This is a genomic window from Streptomyces sp. NPDC026515 (genome assembly GCF_055567595.1).
Genome location: NZ_JBVHQD010000006.1, coordinates 239,633 through 254,809, shown reverse-complemented (window position 1 = coordinate 254,809; position 15,177 = coordinate 239,633). Strand labels below are relative to the sequence as shown.

At 66.7% G+C, this 15,177-nt stretch carries 16 protein-coding genes and 1 pseudogene; 13 read left to right on the top strand and 4 right to left on the bottom strand.

What is annotated here, in order from left to right:
* Nucleotides 1-338: 338 nt before the first annotated feature.
* Nucleotides 339-905, bottom strand: a complete 567-nt coding sequence (locus ACZ4O3_RS14285) for a Uma2 family endonuclease (protein ID WP_362719138.1) — start codon at nucleotides 903-905, stop codon at nucleotides 339-341.
* A 391-nt stretch (nucleotides 906-1,296) separates the two neighbouring features.
* Between ACZ4O3_RS14285 and ACZ4O3_RS14280 the strand changes: the two genes are divergently transcribed.
* The 3 genes from ACZ4O3_RS14280 to ACZ4O3_RS14270 all read left to right on the top strand — a co-directional run bounded on the left by ACZ4O3_RS14280 (nucleotide 1,297) and on the right by ACZ4O3_RS14270 (nucleotide 6,605).
* Nucleotides 1,297-1,575 (top strand): hypothetical protein, encoded by a 279-nt coding sequence (locus ACZ4O3_RS14280; RefSeq protein WP_467722280.1) that lies wholly within the window; start codon nucleotides 1,297-1,299, stop codon nucleotides 1,573-1,575.
* 604 nt (nucleotides 1,576-2,179) lie between these two features.
* The gene (locus ACZ4O3_RS14275) at nucleotides 2,180-2,881 is read left to right on the top strand and encodes a hypothetical protein (RefSeq protein WP_467722279.1); all 702 of its coding nucleotides are present in this window, start codon (nucleotides 2,180-2,182) and stop codon (nucleotides 2,879-2,881) included.
* A 2,521-nt stretch (nucleotides 2,882-5,402) separates the two neighbouring features.
* Nucleotides 5,403-6,605, top strand: coding sequence for a DUF6575 domain-containing protein (locus ACZ4O3_RS14270; protein WP_467722278.1), 1,203 nt, complete (start codon nucleotides 5,403-5,405; stop codon nucleotides 6,603-6,605).
* Between the two features lie 357 nt (nucleotides 6,606-6,962).
* Here the strand turns inward: ACZ4O3_RS14270 and ACZ4O3_RS14265 are convergent, their stop codons facing one another.
* Genes ACZ4O3_RS14265 through ACZ4O3_RS14255 form a run of 3 tightly spaced genes read right to left on the bottom strand, consistent with a single transcriptional unit; the run spans nucleotide 6,963 to nucleotide 8,225 of the window.
* The gene (locus ACZ4O3_RS14265; protein ID WP_467722277.1) at nucleotides 6,963-7,349 is read right to left on the bottom strand and encodes a hypothetical protein; all 387 of its coding nucleotides are present in this window, start codon (nucleotides 7,347-7,349) and stop codon (nucleotides 6,963-6,965) included.
* Nucleotides 7,343-7,771 carry an ATP-binding protein gene (locus tag ACZ4O3_RS14260; protein ID WP_467722276.1) on the bottom strand — a complete coding sequence of 143 codons (429 nt, stop codon included), beginning with the start codon at nucleotides 7,769-7,771 and terminating at the stop codon, nucleotides 7,343-7,345. The genes ACZ4O3_RS14265 and ACZ4O3_RS14260 overlap by 7 nt, the downstream gene beginning before the upstream one ends.
* 46 nt (nucleotides 7,772-7,817) lie before the next feature.
* The gene (locus ACZ4O3_RS14255) at nucleotides 7,818-8,225 is read right to left on the bottom strand and encodes an NUDIX hydrolase (protein WP_467722444.1); all 408 of its coding nucleotides are present in this window, start codon (nucleotides 8,223-8,225) and stop codon (nucleotides 7,818-7,820) included.
* Nucleotides 8,226-8,335: 110 nt separating this feature from the next.
* On the opposite strand from ACZ4O3_RS14255, the gene ACZ4O3_RS14250 reads away from it, so the two are divergent.
* The 10 genes and pseudogenes from ACZ4O3_RS14250 to ACZ4O3_RS14205 all read left to right on the top strand — a co-directional run bounded on the left by ACZ4O3_RS14250 (nucleotide 8,336) and on the right by ACZ4O3_RS14205 (nucleotide 15,173).
* Nucleotides 8,336-9,124, top strand: coding sequence for a GntR family transcriptional regulator (locus ACZ4O3_RS14250; RefSeq protein ID WP_467722275.1), 789 nt, complete (start codon nucleotides 8,336-8,338; stop codon nucleotides 9,122-9,124).
* A 169-nt stretch (nucleotides 9,125-9,293) separates the two neighbouring features.
* A complete protein-coding gene (locus tag ACZ4O3_RS14245) occupies nucleotides 9,294-9,650 on the top strand; it encodes an SCO3933 family regulatory protein (protein ID WP_351317015.1) in 357 nt (118 codons plus the stop codon).
* Nucleotides 9,650-11,032 (top strand): FtsK/SpoIIIE domain-containing protein, encoded by a 1,383-nt coding sequence (locus ACZ4O3_RS14240; RefSeq protein WP_467722274.1) that lies wholly within the window; start codon nucleotides 9,650-9,652, stop codon nucleotides 11,030-11,032. Before ACZ4O3_RS14245 ends, ACZ4O3_RS14240 begins: the two co-directional genes overlap by 1 nt.
* A gap of 65 nt (nucleotides 11,033-11,097) precedes the next feature.
* Nucleotides 11,098-11,709, top strand: coding sequence for a DUF2637 domain-containing protein (locus ACZ4O3_RS14235; protein ID WP_467722273.1), 612 nt, complete (start codon nucleotides 11,098-11,100; stop codon nucleotides 11,707-11,709).
* A 17-nt stretch (nucleotides 11,710-11,726) separates the two neighbouring features.
* Nucleotides 11,727-11,918, top strand: a complete 192-nt coding sequence (locus tag ACZ4O3_RS14230) for a mobile element transfer protein (protein ID WP_467722272.1) — start codon at nucleotides 11,727-11,729, stop codon at nucleotides 11,916-11,918.
* Nucleotides 11,919-11,933: 15 nt separating this feature from the next.
* Nucleotides 11,934-12,128: a hypothetical protein gene (locus tag ACZ4O3_RS14225; RefSeq protein WP_132888888.1), complete on the top strand. Its 195-nt coding sequence runs from the start codon at nucleotides 11,934-11,936 to the stop codon at nucleotides 12,126-12,128.
* Between the two features lie 25 nt (nucleotides 12,129-12,153).
* Nucleotides 12,154-12,402: a SpdD protein gene (locus tag ACZ4O3_RS14220; protein ID WP_467722271.1), complete on the top strand. Its 249-nt coding sequence runs from the start codon at nucleotides 12,154-12,156 to the stop codon at nucleotides 12,400-12,402.
* A gap of 141 nt (nucleotides 12,403-12,543) precedes the next feature.
* Nucleotides 12,544-13,844 (top strand): annotated as a pseudogene (locus ACZ4O3_RS14215) (replication initiator).
* A complete protein-coding gene (locus ACZ4O3_RS14210; protein ID WP_289933434.1) occupies nucleotides 13,837-14,019 on the top strand; it encodes a helix-turn-helix domain-containing protein in 183 nt (60 codons plus the stop codon). The pseudogene ACZ4O3_RS14215 and the gene ACZ4O3_RS14210 overlap by 8 nt, the downstream one beginning before the upstream one ends.
* Nucleotides 14,019-15,173, top strand: a complete 1,155-nt coding sequence (locus ACZ4O3_RS14205; RefSeq protein ID WP_467722270.1) for a tyrosine-type recombinase/integrase — start codon at nucleotides 14,019-14,021, stop codon at nucleotides 15,171-15,173. Before ACZ4O3_RS14210 ends, ACZ4O3_RS14205 begins: the two co-directional genes overlap by 1 nt.
* Nucleotides 15,174-15,177: the final 4 nt, after the last annotated feature.

The following is a 15,177-nucleotide window of genomic DNA, read 5'->3' as shown; positions in this document are numbered from 1 at the left end:
CGCCCGGGACACAAGAGCTCGCTGGCGCGCTGATCTATCAGCACACGATCCACGTGCCATTGGTAGCACGCGTGCACGCAGAATAAAGGGCCAGCCTGAGGGGGAAACCCTTCCTGAGCCGGCCCTTCATCGTGTGCCCCCGGCAGGATTCGAACCTGCGACACCCGCTTTAGGAGTGGGATCGAATCCCTGCCGGGGGGTGCCTGGCGCTGCCGCGCGGTGCTGTTTCCCCTGGTCGGAACGGCACGGCGAGTCACTTGATCCGGCTCATGCCGCCCTGTGTCGGACCGTCCGCTCACGCATCGCTCACACGCTGCCGGCTGCTGAGCAGCGCCAGGTCAGACCTGCCCGAGGTCGATCTCCACCGGGAACGGGGCCACTACCTTGAGGACGCCGGTGAACACGTCTCCGTCCCGGTAGCTCTTCGTCGCGGGGTCGAGAACGTAGGTGTACACGAGAGGGACGCCTGTCGCGGCCTGCTCGATCCTCCAGTAGAAGCCGATGCCCGCCTTGGCGTACTGGTCGACCTTCACAATCCGGTCGGTGGTCTCCGAACCCGGCGACACTACTTCCGCGACCAGTAGCACGTGCTCAGGCCGGGTGGGGGTGATGTCGATAGTGTCTGCGCGGTACACGACAACGTCCGGTCGCCGATTGGTGAGCGGGACGTCTTGGAGCCGGACGTCGAAGTCCGTGTCGGCGTTCCACTCCGGGCCCGCGGCGGCATCCAGGGCGTTCGCCAGAATACGGGCCAGCCGGTTGTGCCGCTTGGACGCGCTCGGACTCACGACGACCATCCCGTCCACGATCTCGATGCCGGCGCACTGCTCGTCGGACCAGGACTCGTACTCTTCCGCCGTGATCTGCTCATGCATCCACGCCGGGGCCACCATCTCGGCCGTCATGAAGCACCTCCCGGACACTGTGCTGCGGGCCCGATCCCGCTCGATTCAGCGTACTGTCTGCCATCCGCCCGGAACGCTGATCTCGCTCACGCCTTTCCCCGTCGGCCGGCATCCGCGTAGTAGCCGAGGCCGCTGCATGGGCGCTCATCGATCTGGTGTGCGCCCCTGGCGCGCGCCCAGCGCATCAAGTGGACCCTCCGCGCACTCTGCCCTGGTCCCCTGACAACTGCTTCTCTGGAACAGCTGATTCGCACGGATCAGAAACAGATCAAAGTGGTGCGGAGAAGGAGAGGAGCGCCCTTGACGCCGCAGTCCCCATCCCAGGGCCTGGAGGGGTGGCCCGCCCGCAGCTTCCTCGGTGGCCTGTCGGAACCCGTCCGCACCAAGCTGCTTGCGCGTCTGGGAGGCGGCCATCCTCACCGCCCGCATGTTCCACGGACAGGCCGGCCACCTCCCGCCCGCCCCGGCCGCCTCGCCGGGCGGAGTGGAGGCGCAGGCGCCGACAGCCGCGTGGGTGGCGCCGCTCTTCTCCGGCGTGGTCGAGCCCCCACCCGAGCTCGGCCCCTTGGTCGAAGCCCACCGAATCGCCGTCACCTGCGCCCCGACCGAGCTGCGCGCCCGCCGAACCGAGCTGATCAGCCGCATCGACTGTCAACTCGGCCCGGTATGACGTCGGCCGGGAACAGCCGCGGGAGCCCGCGTCGACTCCGCGTCAGCCTGATAGGTGTCCGGCCGGGTGCTGCGGTTCCTGACCGCATCCGAGTCTTGGAGAAGGCCTCTCAGGGAAGGCCTCTCCGAGAACGCCGTACCCGAAGCGGAGCCCGAGCCCGACGATGCAGAGGATCTCGGCCGAAGTGTGTGCCGGATGGTGCTGATCTTTAAGCAGAAATACCGGAGCCCGGCGATCGGTCCGCTCACGCAAACGGCCCCGGACGAGGAGTCCGAGGCCGAGTAGGAGCCCTCCCTGGGGGATAAACCCCAGGTCAGAGCGGTAATGCGTTGTGCCCCCGGCAGGATTCGAACCTGCGACACCCGCTTTAGGAGTTCGATCCGGGCCCGCTTCGACTGTGGTCGGCGGCTGGTGCGGCGGCCGGACAGAGCCGCTGGTGTACGCCCCCGTCCGGCGTCATTGATGTCAGCAGTGGATGTCAGAACCTTTAGAACGCGTAGCTCTGGGGAGATCGATCATTGAGCGAGCACACTCTGCCGTCTCGCCGCTCGCGAATTGCAGACCCCACATCCCGGCCCGCCCGCACTGTGGCAAGGTGGCGGTCATGGTGACCACACCTGAGATGCCCGAGGCGTCGCTGCAACTCCTTCGGGCCGACTCCCCGGCCCTGGCCAACCTGTCCAGGACCTTGGTCTCTGTCGCTGAGGCCCAGCGGCAGATGCTGGCCAACCTTGACATGAGCGGCCTGTCCAGGACCTTGGTCTCTGTTGCTGAGGCCCAGCGGCAGATGCTGGCCAACCTCGACATGGCCAACCTGTCCAGGACCTTGGTCTCTGTTGCTGAGGCCCAGCGGCAGATGCTGGCCAACCTCGACATGAGCGGCCTGCCCCAGCTGATGAGTACGGTGGAGGGGTTCCGTATCCTCAGTCAGGCTCAGCTCACGACGGCCGCATCCGCAGTGGAAGAGGCCTACCGGGCCACGCCCGAGGACGACGTCCCCGAGGAACTGCTGACCGAACTGGAGGACAGCGTCCGTAGCTTCACCGCCTCGGAAGCCGTCGAGTACCTCCCGGTCGAGGTGAGCCGTCAGCATTTTTCTCTGTTCATCGGCGCCGTCGTCATGACGTCCTTGATGACGGTGACCTTTTCCAGCGAGACCGCGGACGGCATCCTCGGCAAAATCCTGGAGCTAAGCGGATTGGTGGCGCTCGTGATGGTCGCCGCAGGGAAGGCACACGACCGCGTCACCGGCACCACCACCGAAGCGAACTCCGGCAGTGTCGGCGACAGCCCCGAGGACACCTGACAACGCGCCTTGTCGTCCTCAGACGACGGCGCCATCAGCTTGGGAAGCTGCAGGCATTTGCGGCCCGCTCATCCGCTGACCTGGGCGAACGCCCTGCGCGCTGTCCTCTCGGCCTCGGCGGCTTTCACCGTGGTTCCCCGTTGTTCCCCGCTCGATCTGGTGTGCTTGTGGTGCGGCCGTGATCACCCGCGCTAGACCCGACGTCACCTGAACACGCAGACGACGTGCCCATAGTCTTCGATCTGCTGCTGTTGTTCGTCTGGGCGAGGTGCGTGCTCGTCGTCTCCACACCTGAGGAATGTTCCGTCGTCTCCTTCAAATACGGAGACAACGCCTCCGTGATGGCTACAGGCTCCTTGGCGGCCGATGGAGTCTGACAGCCACCCGTCTTCGCACTCGTAGCCCTGATACGTCCAGTGAACTGGCGTGTACGTGGCGGATGGTGTTCCAGAACTGACGGGCGGATCCTCGTCATCATCGTTCCACCCACTGAGTTGTGCTGTAACCGGGAGGACAACGAAGATCCCCACGCCGATAAGGCCTGCCAGGGAGTAGGCCACCACCCGAGCGACCCGCCAAGCGCGGCTCTCGACGAGCCTTTGCAGGAGACTACGCACGGAAGACTTTTAGCGCAGCAAGGGGCTGTGGTGCGCCTCTTCGCGGACATTGGCAGCAACCCTTCAGAGCCTCACACGACGTGCTTGCCGGTCGTCGTGTCCTGCGTGCCTGCACCTCCGCCAACACGCTGTTCAACTGTGGTGGCGGAGTGCTGGCGCGAGTGCAGGGGCGTTCACCTGCGTTCATGGACGGCTGGCTGCCGGTGCGGAGACGGCTTCGGGTCTCGCCTGAACGGCCGTGAACGGGGCTGAATGAGACGGAAACTGAGACGGCCGCCCACGGTCCTAGAGCTGACCTCGCCACCATGGCACGTCCAGGCTGTCAGCCGGGATGACCCTGGCCCTTGCCAGAATCTTCCCGTCGAGGGCCCACACAAGGGCACGCAACTCACGCGCGCTCTTCCTGGGCAGCGCGTGAAGCACGGCTTCGAGGTGCTCACGGAAGCCGGCGCCGTAACACCCGCACTCAGGGATTCCGCAATCGGGACCCGTGAGGGGGTCTACAAGGTGCCTGAGGGGGCCATGAGCATAGGCCTGCCAGTGCCAGAACGCTTCTTCCGTGGCTTCGGGCCAGAAGCGAGTTCGCTCCAGCCGACGCAGGTCAGCTGTGCAGCCGCCGGACAGGCGATCAATGAACGGGTACCGTCGCCGCCTCCAGTGGCGGATAGGGAGATCACCCCGCAGGGCTGACGGGCGCCTACGCGGCATTGCCCCTTCGGTTGTCGGTCATGGGGGCAAGCTACAGAATCACGCGTCCGGTGGCCACCGCGTATCCGGTGGCCGAAGCCCTGAGCTTGGGAAGCTCGGGTTTCTTGTCGGTCGTTGTCGCGCTGACCTGCGGCGGAGCCGTATTGGAGCCTGGACCGCAACCGGGGCAAGTACCCGTGATTCCCCGCTGTTCCCCGTGGGATCTGGCACGCGAATGGCACGGTCCCCCCGCGTCAACGCGTCTCCGCCGAGCTGGCCACCTGGGTGTCTGAGCCTCAGCCGACGACAGTTAGCCACGATGGCGGGCCAGCCGACCGTGCAGGCGCGCGTGTGCCTCCCTGTACACCCACCAGCCTGAGCCACGCTGTCGGCCGTCGACCAGAGCAAGCCCCGACTGGGGAAGCGCGCGGCTGGCCACCTTGCGTGATGACCATCGTCCCGAAGCAACTTGGGTGGGTGTGCTGCCTTGGGCTGGTAGGTCTCTCGCCTGCGCTGATGGTCCGTGGACGTGTTCGCGCTCGTCCGCTGCTGTTCGTCGGCGTTGTCACGTAGTTAGACACTCACTCGTCGTCCTATCGGCGGACGACGGGGTACTTCACGGTGCGGTGGTTGGAGTGATAGACCCTGGCGCTCTCGTTCGTCCTGCTGCAGCCCTGTTGGATAAGGAGTTGTTCGTTGACTAGGCGCGATGGGTAGTTGTTCGACACAATGAACTCAGGGGTTCACTGAGAGTCAAGATCATTTGTTGATCCACTGTCAGTGGGGTAGGTAACAATCACATACGAGGTGCCAGGGGGGACCTTGGAGACGTGGCCTGACAGCTTCCCGGACGCATGTCCTCCAAGCGATACAGAGGAGGCTTCCGGTAGCTTCTACCGGTTGGTGGACTCGGATCCGCCGACGCAGAGAGACTTCATGAACCATCATGAGCTGCTCGCGGCGGGACGACTCAGGTCGAGGTTCTGGCCGGATGACTGCATCGCAGCAGGGCTGAGCGTGTTCGGTGATGTGGCAGATGCTCAGAAGACTCGGGCTGCTGTCGGACCACTTAGAAAGAAGAAGATAGCGGTAGGGGACATAACAGGGGCAGGAAGGATGAAGCACACGCCAAGGCATTCGAAGTGCACTCACCATACGTGGTGGCGCACTGCGGATGATACGGCGTGGGAGGGATTTGAGGTAGTGCCGTGAATTGGATGCCAAGAAACACGATTCTTGGTGAGCTGAAGATGCAGGAACCGTATGTCTATTACGACGGTCCCCGCGTGTTCAGTTGCACGTCGCTTACCGACCAGACGTATCTAGCTGTTTGGGCGGAGGAAGGCGATGAAGGTGATGAGTGGCTCTACGTTCCTGTTTCTCAGGCGCGTCTCAATATGGTTCGATCTGGAGGAATTGCGCTTCGATCTGCCATTGGGTCGCCAGAAGGCTTCGTCTTCCAAGTGTCCTTGCCGCATGACGTGGAAGAGCAAGACGCGGTCAAGCCGATCCGCGTGGTTGATATCCCGGAAGAATGGCTTCCCGAGACTGATTTCTCTTTAGATCTGCCGACTCACACACTTCCGGTGGCTGAACCGGAAGAGGTCATTGAGAACAAGGCGCACCAAGAAAGCCGCACGCGACTTCGACTGCGTGTAGCTTTGCCCAGATTCGCTCGCAGTGAGGCGCCGGCTCGCGCGATCGGTGGCCTGTTGCTGCAAACGCAGTCCGTCTATGACAACTTCGGCTATGCTCTTACGGAAGAAAATCCTTCACCAAAGGGAAAGATTCCTGCCGAAATTACAGGTCAGACAGCCATAGCGATGGTTGGAGCGGCAGCATCGAGCTTTGTTCTTGAGCTCGCCTCAAATGAGCTAGATGATCTGCTTGGGGATTCTCTATTTACTCGGACAACATTGAAGTTGCTTGAACTCTTGGACTTGAGCCTAGAATACCCAGCGCTTTCTGAGAAGCTGGCAGAGATCAAGCCCCGGGCTGCCAAGAGCTTCCGGTCACTCGTTGAGAGATTCGCTGAGACTGGCGGTGATGTGACGGTTGCTGCTGCCGGGACTCGGTTGACTTATACCGCTCGCGAACTTCCTGCTGAAAAGTTGGAGGAGTTTGCGAAGACGTTGAAACGACTTGTTCCTGAAGAGCAAGTCGAAGACGTGCGTGGGCGGATGCGGCTCTTCAAGATTGACACTGATCGTAGGACTTTCGGCTTCAGGAATGAATCTACTGATGTCGACTATGAGGGTGCTATTGATGATGCGGCCTGGCCCCAGGCTTCGCATGCAACAGCTCAAGAGAATTATGACGTCCTCATTCTTGGCACTACTGTTATCGATGAGACGGTCGGCGAAAGGAAAACGACCTATCGTCTTATGCAAATGTCCCACCCTAGTGGCGAGGTGCGCTAGCCTTGATTGAGAGGTCGGTGCAGCGGCTTTGGGCTGGAGCTGATTTGGCGCGAGTGATCATGGCCAATTACGCTAGCCCGCGGTTCGGGCAGGTTTGTGAGCCTGCCCGTTAGTGCCCGATTTTGGGCCATGATCTTCGAGGCTCGCGTGCCAAAGTGGCTGCCTAAAGCCGTGGAGCCGACCGCCCCAGCCACGACGTACTCCTTCTCTCACGTCAAGCGGCTGATTGCTTTGAGCGCGGCACGGGCGCCGGCCGGGCTGGAGCGGGGCGGAGACTGGAGCGCAGGCCCGGCCGGGGGCCGGGCCGCGCGCGGTGAGCGGAGCGAGCCGCCTTGAACTAGTAGAGAAAGTTGTAACTCACTCGGGCCTGTGGGGCTTGAAGGCGTATGCGCAGGCTGGGAGTTCGACGTCCTGGCGGTGGGCCAGCGATAGGAAGATGACCGGGCGGATCGTCCAGGTGATGCGTGTGCTGGCCTGGGTGACTGACACGGTGCGGGGCTCTAAGCGCAGCAGGGCTCGCCGGGTTTCTGCGCGGCCGTCGTGGAGCCATGCCCATACCTCGTCCGAGGCGTCCGGGTCGAGTGCCGGTGAGATGGTACGGAGTGCGATGGCGACCCATCTGTCTGCCTGGGGTGCGGAGTAGGCGTCGAAGGATGCCCGGAGTGCTGGCCACTGCATCCCGTCGGTGAGGTCTTCGGTCCAGCACTCGCACCAGAAGCCTCGTCGGGGCTTGTCCGTCAGCACGGGTGGCCTCCCCTCCGAGGTTGCACGAAGAGTTCCGCGGTGACCGTGTAGCCGCCGTCGGCCCCTTGGACGACGACCCTGTGCGCGAGGGCGCTGACCATGCCCAGGCCTCGGCCGTGCTCGGCGTCCTGGTCCTGGTGCTCGGCCTTCGGGGCGCTGCCGCCTCCTCCGTTGTCGGTGACCGACAGTGCGATGACCTGTGGTGCCACCGCTAAGGCCAGGTGGAAACTCCCGCGTTCCCCGCCGCTGCTCGTGTGCAGGAGCGCGTTCGTGCTCAGTTCGCTCACGATCAGGGCCGCGTCGTCCGCCAGGGGCGATCCGCGCAGGATGTCTCTCGTCCAGCGGCGGGCCCGGCTGACCTCTTCCGGAAATCCTGGGCAAGTCAGTCCCCAGACTCGGACTCGACTCGTATACTCGTGCATACAAGTTCCTTCGTGCTGGTAGGCCGCCATGTGCAGCGGGTTCGGGCTAGACGAGTTTCACGCCGTCGTGGGCGCGGATTGCCGGCGGGGTCATGGCGTCGAGCGCATCCAGGACGCGAATCGCGTAGGCCTCGTCGGCAAGCTCAGAGACTTCTTCGCGGGTGGCCCAGCGCAGGGCGCGGGTCTCGTCGCCGGTCGTGGGCGTGCCGTCGGCGGCCTCGCAGCGGAAGACCAGGGAGACGATCAGGCCCGTCATGTTCTTGTAGACGCCGGTCAAGGTCGCCGGAAGGGCGATCTTGATGCCGGTCTCTTCGAGGACTTCGCGTTGCAGGGCCTCGGGGATGGTCTCCTCGCGTTCGAGGACACCGCCCGGCGGCTCCCACTTGCCGTTGTCACGGCGCTGGATCAGGAGGGCACAGCCCTGGGCGTCGACGACGACCCCGGCGACGCTCACGGAGTGCGGGCGTTCTGTGCTCACGTTCCTCGGCCCTCCCGGATGGCTAGGCTCTCCACCGTAGCAACTTCACTCGCCCACTCGTCTAGATACCTAAAGGAGTACACACAGTGAGTCCTCTTTCTTCGGGCCTCCTCGGCGATCTCGACCCCACGAGCGATCGTGCGGTCTTCCGGCAGATCGCCGACCAGTTGCGCGAGGCGATCGACCGTGGGCGATTCCGCGAGGGCGAGAAACTGCCCTCCGAAGCGGAGCTGGTCGAGCACTACGGGGTCTCCCGGATGACCGTCCGCAACTCCTTCTCAATCCTCACCGGCGAGGGCCTGGTCCACGCCGAGCACGGCAAGGGCGTCTTCGTCCGGCCCCGGCCGCCCGTGCGCCGCCTCGCCTCCGACCGGTTCGCCCGGCGCCACCGCGAGCAGGGCAAGTCCGCGTTCATCGTGGAAGCCGACGCCGCCGGCAGTCACCCGCAGGTCGACAGCCTTGAGGTCAAGGAAGAGAAGGCCACTCAGGACGTCTCCACCCGGCTCGGCTCCGTACGGCGCGTGCTCGCCCGGCGCCGCCGGTACCTGCTGGACGGGCGACCCGTGGAGTTCGCCACCTCCTACCTCCCCCTCGACATCGCCCGCGGCACCCAGATCGCCGAACCCAACCCCGGCCCCGGCGGCATCTACGCCCGCCTCGAAGAGCTGGGCCACCGCCTCGACCACTTCGAGGAAGAGATCCGTGCCCGGATGCCCTCGCCCTCCGAGGTCAAGACGCTCCACCTCGCGGCCGGCGTGCCCGTGATCCATCTGGTCCGGACCGCCTTCGACACAGAGGGGCGGGCTGTGGAGGTGTGCGACACGGTCATGGCAGCGGACGCCTACGTCCTGTCGTACCAGCTTCCTGCGACCTGATCGTCAGGGTTTGCGGCGGTGCGCGGGCACGCTTCCCGGACTCGTACACCCCAACACACATACTCGTATAGACGAGTGGGCAAGTTGTGTGGCAGGGTGATCGTCGTGAGCCCGGGAGATCGGGTTCGCGGATCGCTACATGTATAGACGAGTAGATAGAAAGTGTGCTGTGCGCACCATCCGTGTGGAGACCACCGCCGCCACGATCCTGCTGACCGAGGCCCCCGAGCCGAAGGTCCGCGACCGCCAGACCGGCGAGATCGCCAAGGACGCGGTGAGCGGGGAGGCGCTGATGACCATCGGCGTCGTCTACATCGAGGACGGGGAATCCGCCCTCATCAAGGTCACCGTTCCCGAGGGCGGTGTCTCCGAGGGGCTCGTCCTGGGCTCGCCCGTCTCGCTGCCGGGGCTCATCGCCCGGCCGTGGGAGTCCGTGTTCAACGGCCAGCAGCGCCACGGCATCGCCTACCGCGCCGCCGCCGTCACCCCGGCCGCCTTCCCGGCCAGCGCCGGGGCTGCCGCCTGATGTCCGACCTGACAACGCTCCTGGAGGTGGGTGGCCCCCTCGCCGCGCTCGGCGGTGGGGCCGCCTACACCCGGGCCAAGCACCCGGCGGTCTACTGGTCCGCAGTCGGCGGCCCGATATCCACGGTCCGCCTGCTCAGCTCGTACGGATCCGTCATGGAAGCCTGCGGCCTGACCGTGGCGCCCCCCCGACTCCGGGTTCTCGCCGTCAAGGCCACCACCCGGCGGGAGATCCGGCCGGTCCCGCCCCGCCGGGGCATCCTCCGTCCCACCTCGACCGGGTTACGACTCCGGTTGCGGCTCGCTCCCGGGCAGGAACCCGCCGACGTCGCCGCCTCGGCCGAACGCCTGCGGCACGCCTGGGGCGTCCACGCCGTCTACGTCACCACCGTCAAACCGGGCGTCGTGGAACTGCGCCTCGTCGGATACGACGTACTGCGCCGCGTCCGGATGCCCCGCAAGACCGGCGACGGCTTCCTCAAGGTGCCGGTGGCGCTGCGCGAGGACGCCATGCCCTTCGTCCGCGACTACCGCACCGTTCCCCACCAACTCACCCTCGGCGCAACCCTGTCCGGCAAGTCCATGTACCTGCGCCACCTCATCTCCGGACTCGCCCGTCAGGACGGCGTCGCACTCGTCGGAATCGACTGCAAACGGGGCGTCGAACTGGCACCCTTCGCCGCCCGCCTCTCCGCCCTCGCCACCGACCCCGACGAAGCCGCCGCACTGCTGCCCGTGCTGATCAAGGAAATGGAGGACCGATACGACCTGATCAAGGCCCGCCAGGGCATCGCCCCGAACACCCCCGACGAGGAGATCACCTCCGACATCTGGGGCCTGCCCGATACCCAACGCTCCACCCCCGTCGTCCTGTTCATTGACGAGGTCGCCGAACTCTTCCTCACCGCCACCCGCAAGGACGAAGACCGACGCGACGAGATGGTCACCCAGCTCATCCGCCTCGCCCAGCTCGGCCGCGCCGCCGGCATCTACCTCGAAGTCTGCGGCCAGCGCTTCGGCGCCGAACTCGGCAAGGGCGCCACCATGCTCCGCGCCCAGCTCACCGGCCGCGTCTGCCACCGCGTCAACGACGAAGCCTCCGCCAAGATGGCCCTCGGCGACATCGCCCCCGAAGCCGTCAACGCCGCCTGCTCCATCGCCCCCGAAACCCCCGGCCTCGCCGTCGCGGGCGACACCTCCGGCGGCTGGTCCCGCATCCGCACCCCCTACCTCTCCCTCGCCGACGCGGCCGCCATCTGCCACGACTCGGCCGACCTGGTCCCCGACGTCCCCGCCCTCAAGCCCTTCCGGCCCGACGTCCCCGCACGACCACTCACCACACCCGCGGACCCGGTCGTACAGCCGCACCCTGTTACCGACTGACCCACCCTGGCCCCTCCGCGCCATGCCCCTACCCCTCCATGCCCGAAACCGGAAGGAGCCGCATCATGCGCGCCCAGCTGGCCCGCGTCGACGCGGTGCTCGTCCAGGCGCTCATCGCTGCCGCACTATCCTTCGCCCACCTTCACGACGTCGCCTCGGCCGCTGGCCAGGACGGATGGAAAGCCTGGGCCTACCCCATCTCCGTCGACCTCCTGCTCGTCGCCGCCTGGCGCCGACTCCGCACAGGCACCACCAAAGCCGCCGCCTGGTGCTGGTTCGTCATCGCCCTTGTCGCATCCCTCGGCGCGAACGTCGCCACCGCCGGCCTCCTCGACCTCGGCAACGTCCCGGCCTGGCTCCGGATCCTTGTCGCGGGATGGCCAGCCGTCGCCTTCCTCGGCGGCACCCTCCTCGCCCACACGACACCCCACGCGCAGGGCGCCGCAGAGTTCGACGACGACCAGGAGCAGGAGACCGAACCGACGCCCGAGCAGCTGACCGAAGAACGACCACCCGCACTCCCAACCGTCCCGGTCCCGGCCGCTCTCGTCGCGCACGCCCGCAAGGTCGCCACCGAGCACCACACCCGCACCGGCAACCCCATCGACACCCCGACTCTCCGCGCCCGCCTCGGCGTCCCGGCCCCCATGGCCGAAGCCATCGCCGCCCAGCTCTGAAAGGAGAACCAGGACCCATGACCGCCAACCGCCGCTTCCGCCACCTCACCCGCATCGGCCCCGTCCAGGTCGGCACCGCCTACGACAACCGGGGCCGCGAGAAGCACACCGCCGCCTGTACCGCCCCGCGCTGCGGCTTCTCCGCCGACTACGACAGCCGAGCCGCCGCCGAACTCGCCGCCCGCACCCACCGCTGCCCCGTCCGCTGAAAGGACCCGCACCCCGTGACCCTCAACCTGCCGCTCGTCGTCGTCCTCGGCTTCTTCGCCTGGGCGGCGGTCAAATACCTCGGCGTCCGCACCTGGATCGTCGTCCTGGTCGCGCTCTTCGGCTTCTGGCTCTCCCACACCTTCCTGGCCCCCGCCATCGAATCCGGCACACGTTCTGGCGTGACCGTCATAAACGGCTCACATGCCTAGACGAGTAGATGAGGAGTTATCGGCCGTGTTCCTGCCCAGGTACCCCGACAGCCCCACCCCTCCGCCCGCACACACCCATACCCCGACCGACCCGGACCCCGCCCGGCGCTCCGCGCTCCCGGCCGTCTCCGTCAGCACCGGCGCCGTCGTCGCAGTTCTCACGGGCGGCGTGGTCCTCACCGCGCTCCTGACCGCCGTCGCCGTGTCGGCCATCTCCGTGGCCATCGCCGCCGTGGTCCTGCGCTCCCTGCTGCGCGAACACAACCGGCGCTGAACCCTGCCCGACCCCTGGGGCGGCCACGACACCGCCAGGCATCCGGCCGCCCCGGGGCCCGTCACTCCTGACCGAGCCAGCCAGAAGGAGCCCGCCATCTTCACCCGCACCACCCCGCCCCCGCTCCGCGAACTCACCAACCTGGCCTCGGGCGGCACCCTGCCCGGTATCCTCCGCCAGCTCTCCGGCCTCGGCGGCTGCACCAACCCCATCCGCCTCGACGGCCACCGCACCGAATACGACGTCGACACCACGACCGGCGAGATCGGCCGGTTCTCCAGCACCTCAACTCGACCGACCTGCCCGCCGGCCAACTCCTCGTCCGCTGCAACAACCGCCGTACGACCCGCTGCGCGGCCTGTGCCGAGGTCTACCGCCGCGACACCTTCCAGTTGATCACCGCAGGCCTACGCGGCGGCAAGGGCACCCCTGAAGATGTCGTCGCTCACCCCCGCGTCTTCGCCACCTTCACTGCGCCCGGCTGCGGTCCCGTCCACAACCGCCGCACCGACAGCCGCCCCTGCCGCTGCGGCACCCACCACGACCAGGACGACGATGCCCTCGGCACCCCGCTCGACCCCGACACCTACGACTACGACGCGGCCGTGCTCTGGAACGCCCACGCGGGCGCCTTGTGGCGGCGCTTCTCGATCTATCTCCGTCGGGAGGTAGCAAAACGCGCGGGTCTCTCCCAGCGCCGCCTGCGTGACCATGCCCGCGTCTCCTTCGCCAAGGTCGCCGAATACCAGAAGCGCGGTGCCGTCCACTTCCACGCCGTCATCCGCATTGACGGCCCAAACGGCGGCGACACCCCGCCCCCGCACTGGGCCACCGCCGAACTCCTCACCGACGCCATCCGTGCTGCTGCCGCCAAGGTCCGCGTCGACGGCCCGACCCTCGACGGCCGTACCCACTCCTTCACCTTCGGCCGCCAACTCGACGTCCGCACCATCCGGTCCGCCGACTTCAACGACGGCCAGGAACTCACCGAACGCGCCGTCGCCGCCTACATCGCCAAGTACGCCACCAAGGGCGCAGAGACAGCCACGGGCGCCCTCGACCGGCCGCTGAAGTTCGCCGCCGAACTCGCTCAGCTCGACATCAGCGACCACGCCCGCCGCCTCATCCGAACCGCCTGGACCCTCGGCGCCCGCAAGGACCTCGAACACCTCCGCCTGCGCGCTTGGGCCCACATGCTCGGCTTCCGCGGCCACTTCTCCACTAAATCCCGCCGCTACTCCACCACCCTCGGCGCCCTCCGCGACGCCCGCGCCGAATGGCGCCGAACACAAGCGGCAGCGGCCAACAGCCCTCGCCCGGACACCACGTACGTCCTCGCCCACTGGGTCTTCGCCGGCACCGGCCTCAGCTCCGCCGAGACCTGGCTTGCCGCATCCCTCGAACCCGCCCCCGGAACGGAAGGAGAGCCAACGCATGGCTGACGAAGAGCTACTCACGGTCCCGGACGTCATGGCCCGGCTCAAGCTCGGCCGCTCCACGGTCTATGACCTGATCCGCTCCCGGCGCCTGCCCTCGCTCACCATCGGCCGGTGCCGCCGCATCCCGGCGCGTGCCGTCCGCGACTACATCACCAACGAATTGGAGGCGGCCGCCTGATGGCCCAGCAGCGCAAGCGCAACCCGAACGGCGCCGGCACCATCACCAAGCGCAAGGACGGACGCTTCCAGTGCGCGGTCTACGTGCTCCAGCCGGACGGCACCCGCGCCCGCAAGTTCGCCTACGGCAAGACGTGGGCCGAGTGCGACGCCAAGCGCCGTGAGCTGCTCGACAAGGTGGATCAGGGCATCCCCGTGCCCACCAAGTCCGCCAAGCTCTCCGAGTGGCTGCCGTACTGGCTGGACAACGTCATCAAGCCCCGACGGAAGCTCAGCACCTTCGACAAGTACGAGGCACACGTGCGGCTCTACCTGGTACCGCTCCTCGGTTCCAAGCGCCTCGAATCGCTCGGTGTCGCAGACGTACGCCGGTTCCTCGTCCGCCTGGAGAAGGAGACGACCGCCGCAACCGCCAAGGAATCGCACCGAGTTCTGCGCTCGGCGCTGTCCTCGGCCTGCCGGGAGGAACTCATCACGCGCAACGTCGCCAAGCTCGTCGAGCCGCCCCGCACGGACACACCCGAACTGCACCCCTGGACCCTGGACGAAACGCTCGACTTCCTCGCCGCCTCCCGCAAGGACCCTCTCTACGCTGCCTTCGTCCTCGCCATCGCCATGGGCCTCCGCCGAGGAGAGATCGTGGGCCTCCGCTGGTCTGATCTCGACCTCGACAACCGCGTTCTCTACGTCCGCCACCAGGTCCAGCGCCGCCGCGGCGTCCTCTACGACGACGACCCGAAGAGCCGCCGTCGTCGAGCCGTCCCGCTGCCCGCCCTCTGCATCGCGCCCCTGCGCTGGCACCGCATGCGGCAAGCAGCCGCCCGGACCAAGGCGGGGGAGAGGTGGCAGCAGTCTGACTACGTCTTTGCCACCCGCACCGGCCGCCCGGTCGAGCCGCGCAACCTCTACCGCTCCTTCACCCGCGTCGCCGAGTCCGCCGGCCTCCGCGTCATCCGGTTGCACGACGCTCGCCACGGCACCGCCACCCTCCTCACGGCGGCAGGGGTCGCGCCCCGCGTCGTGATGGAGATCCTCGGGCACTCCCAGATCAGCATCACCATGGACGTGTACACCCACGTCGTCCAGGACACCCAGCGCGAGGCCATGAGCCACATGGACCGGCTACTGCGAAAGCGGCGTCCCGGTCGCGGCTGACCGC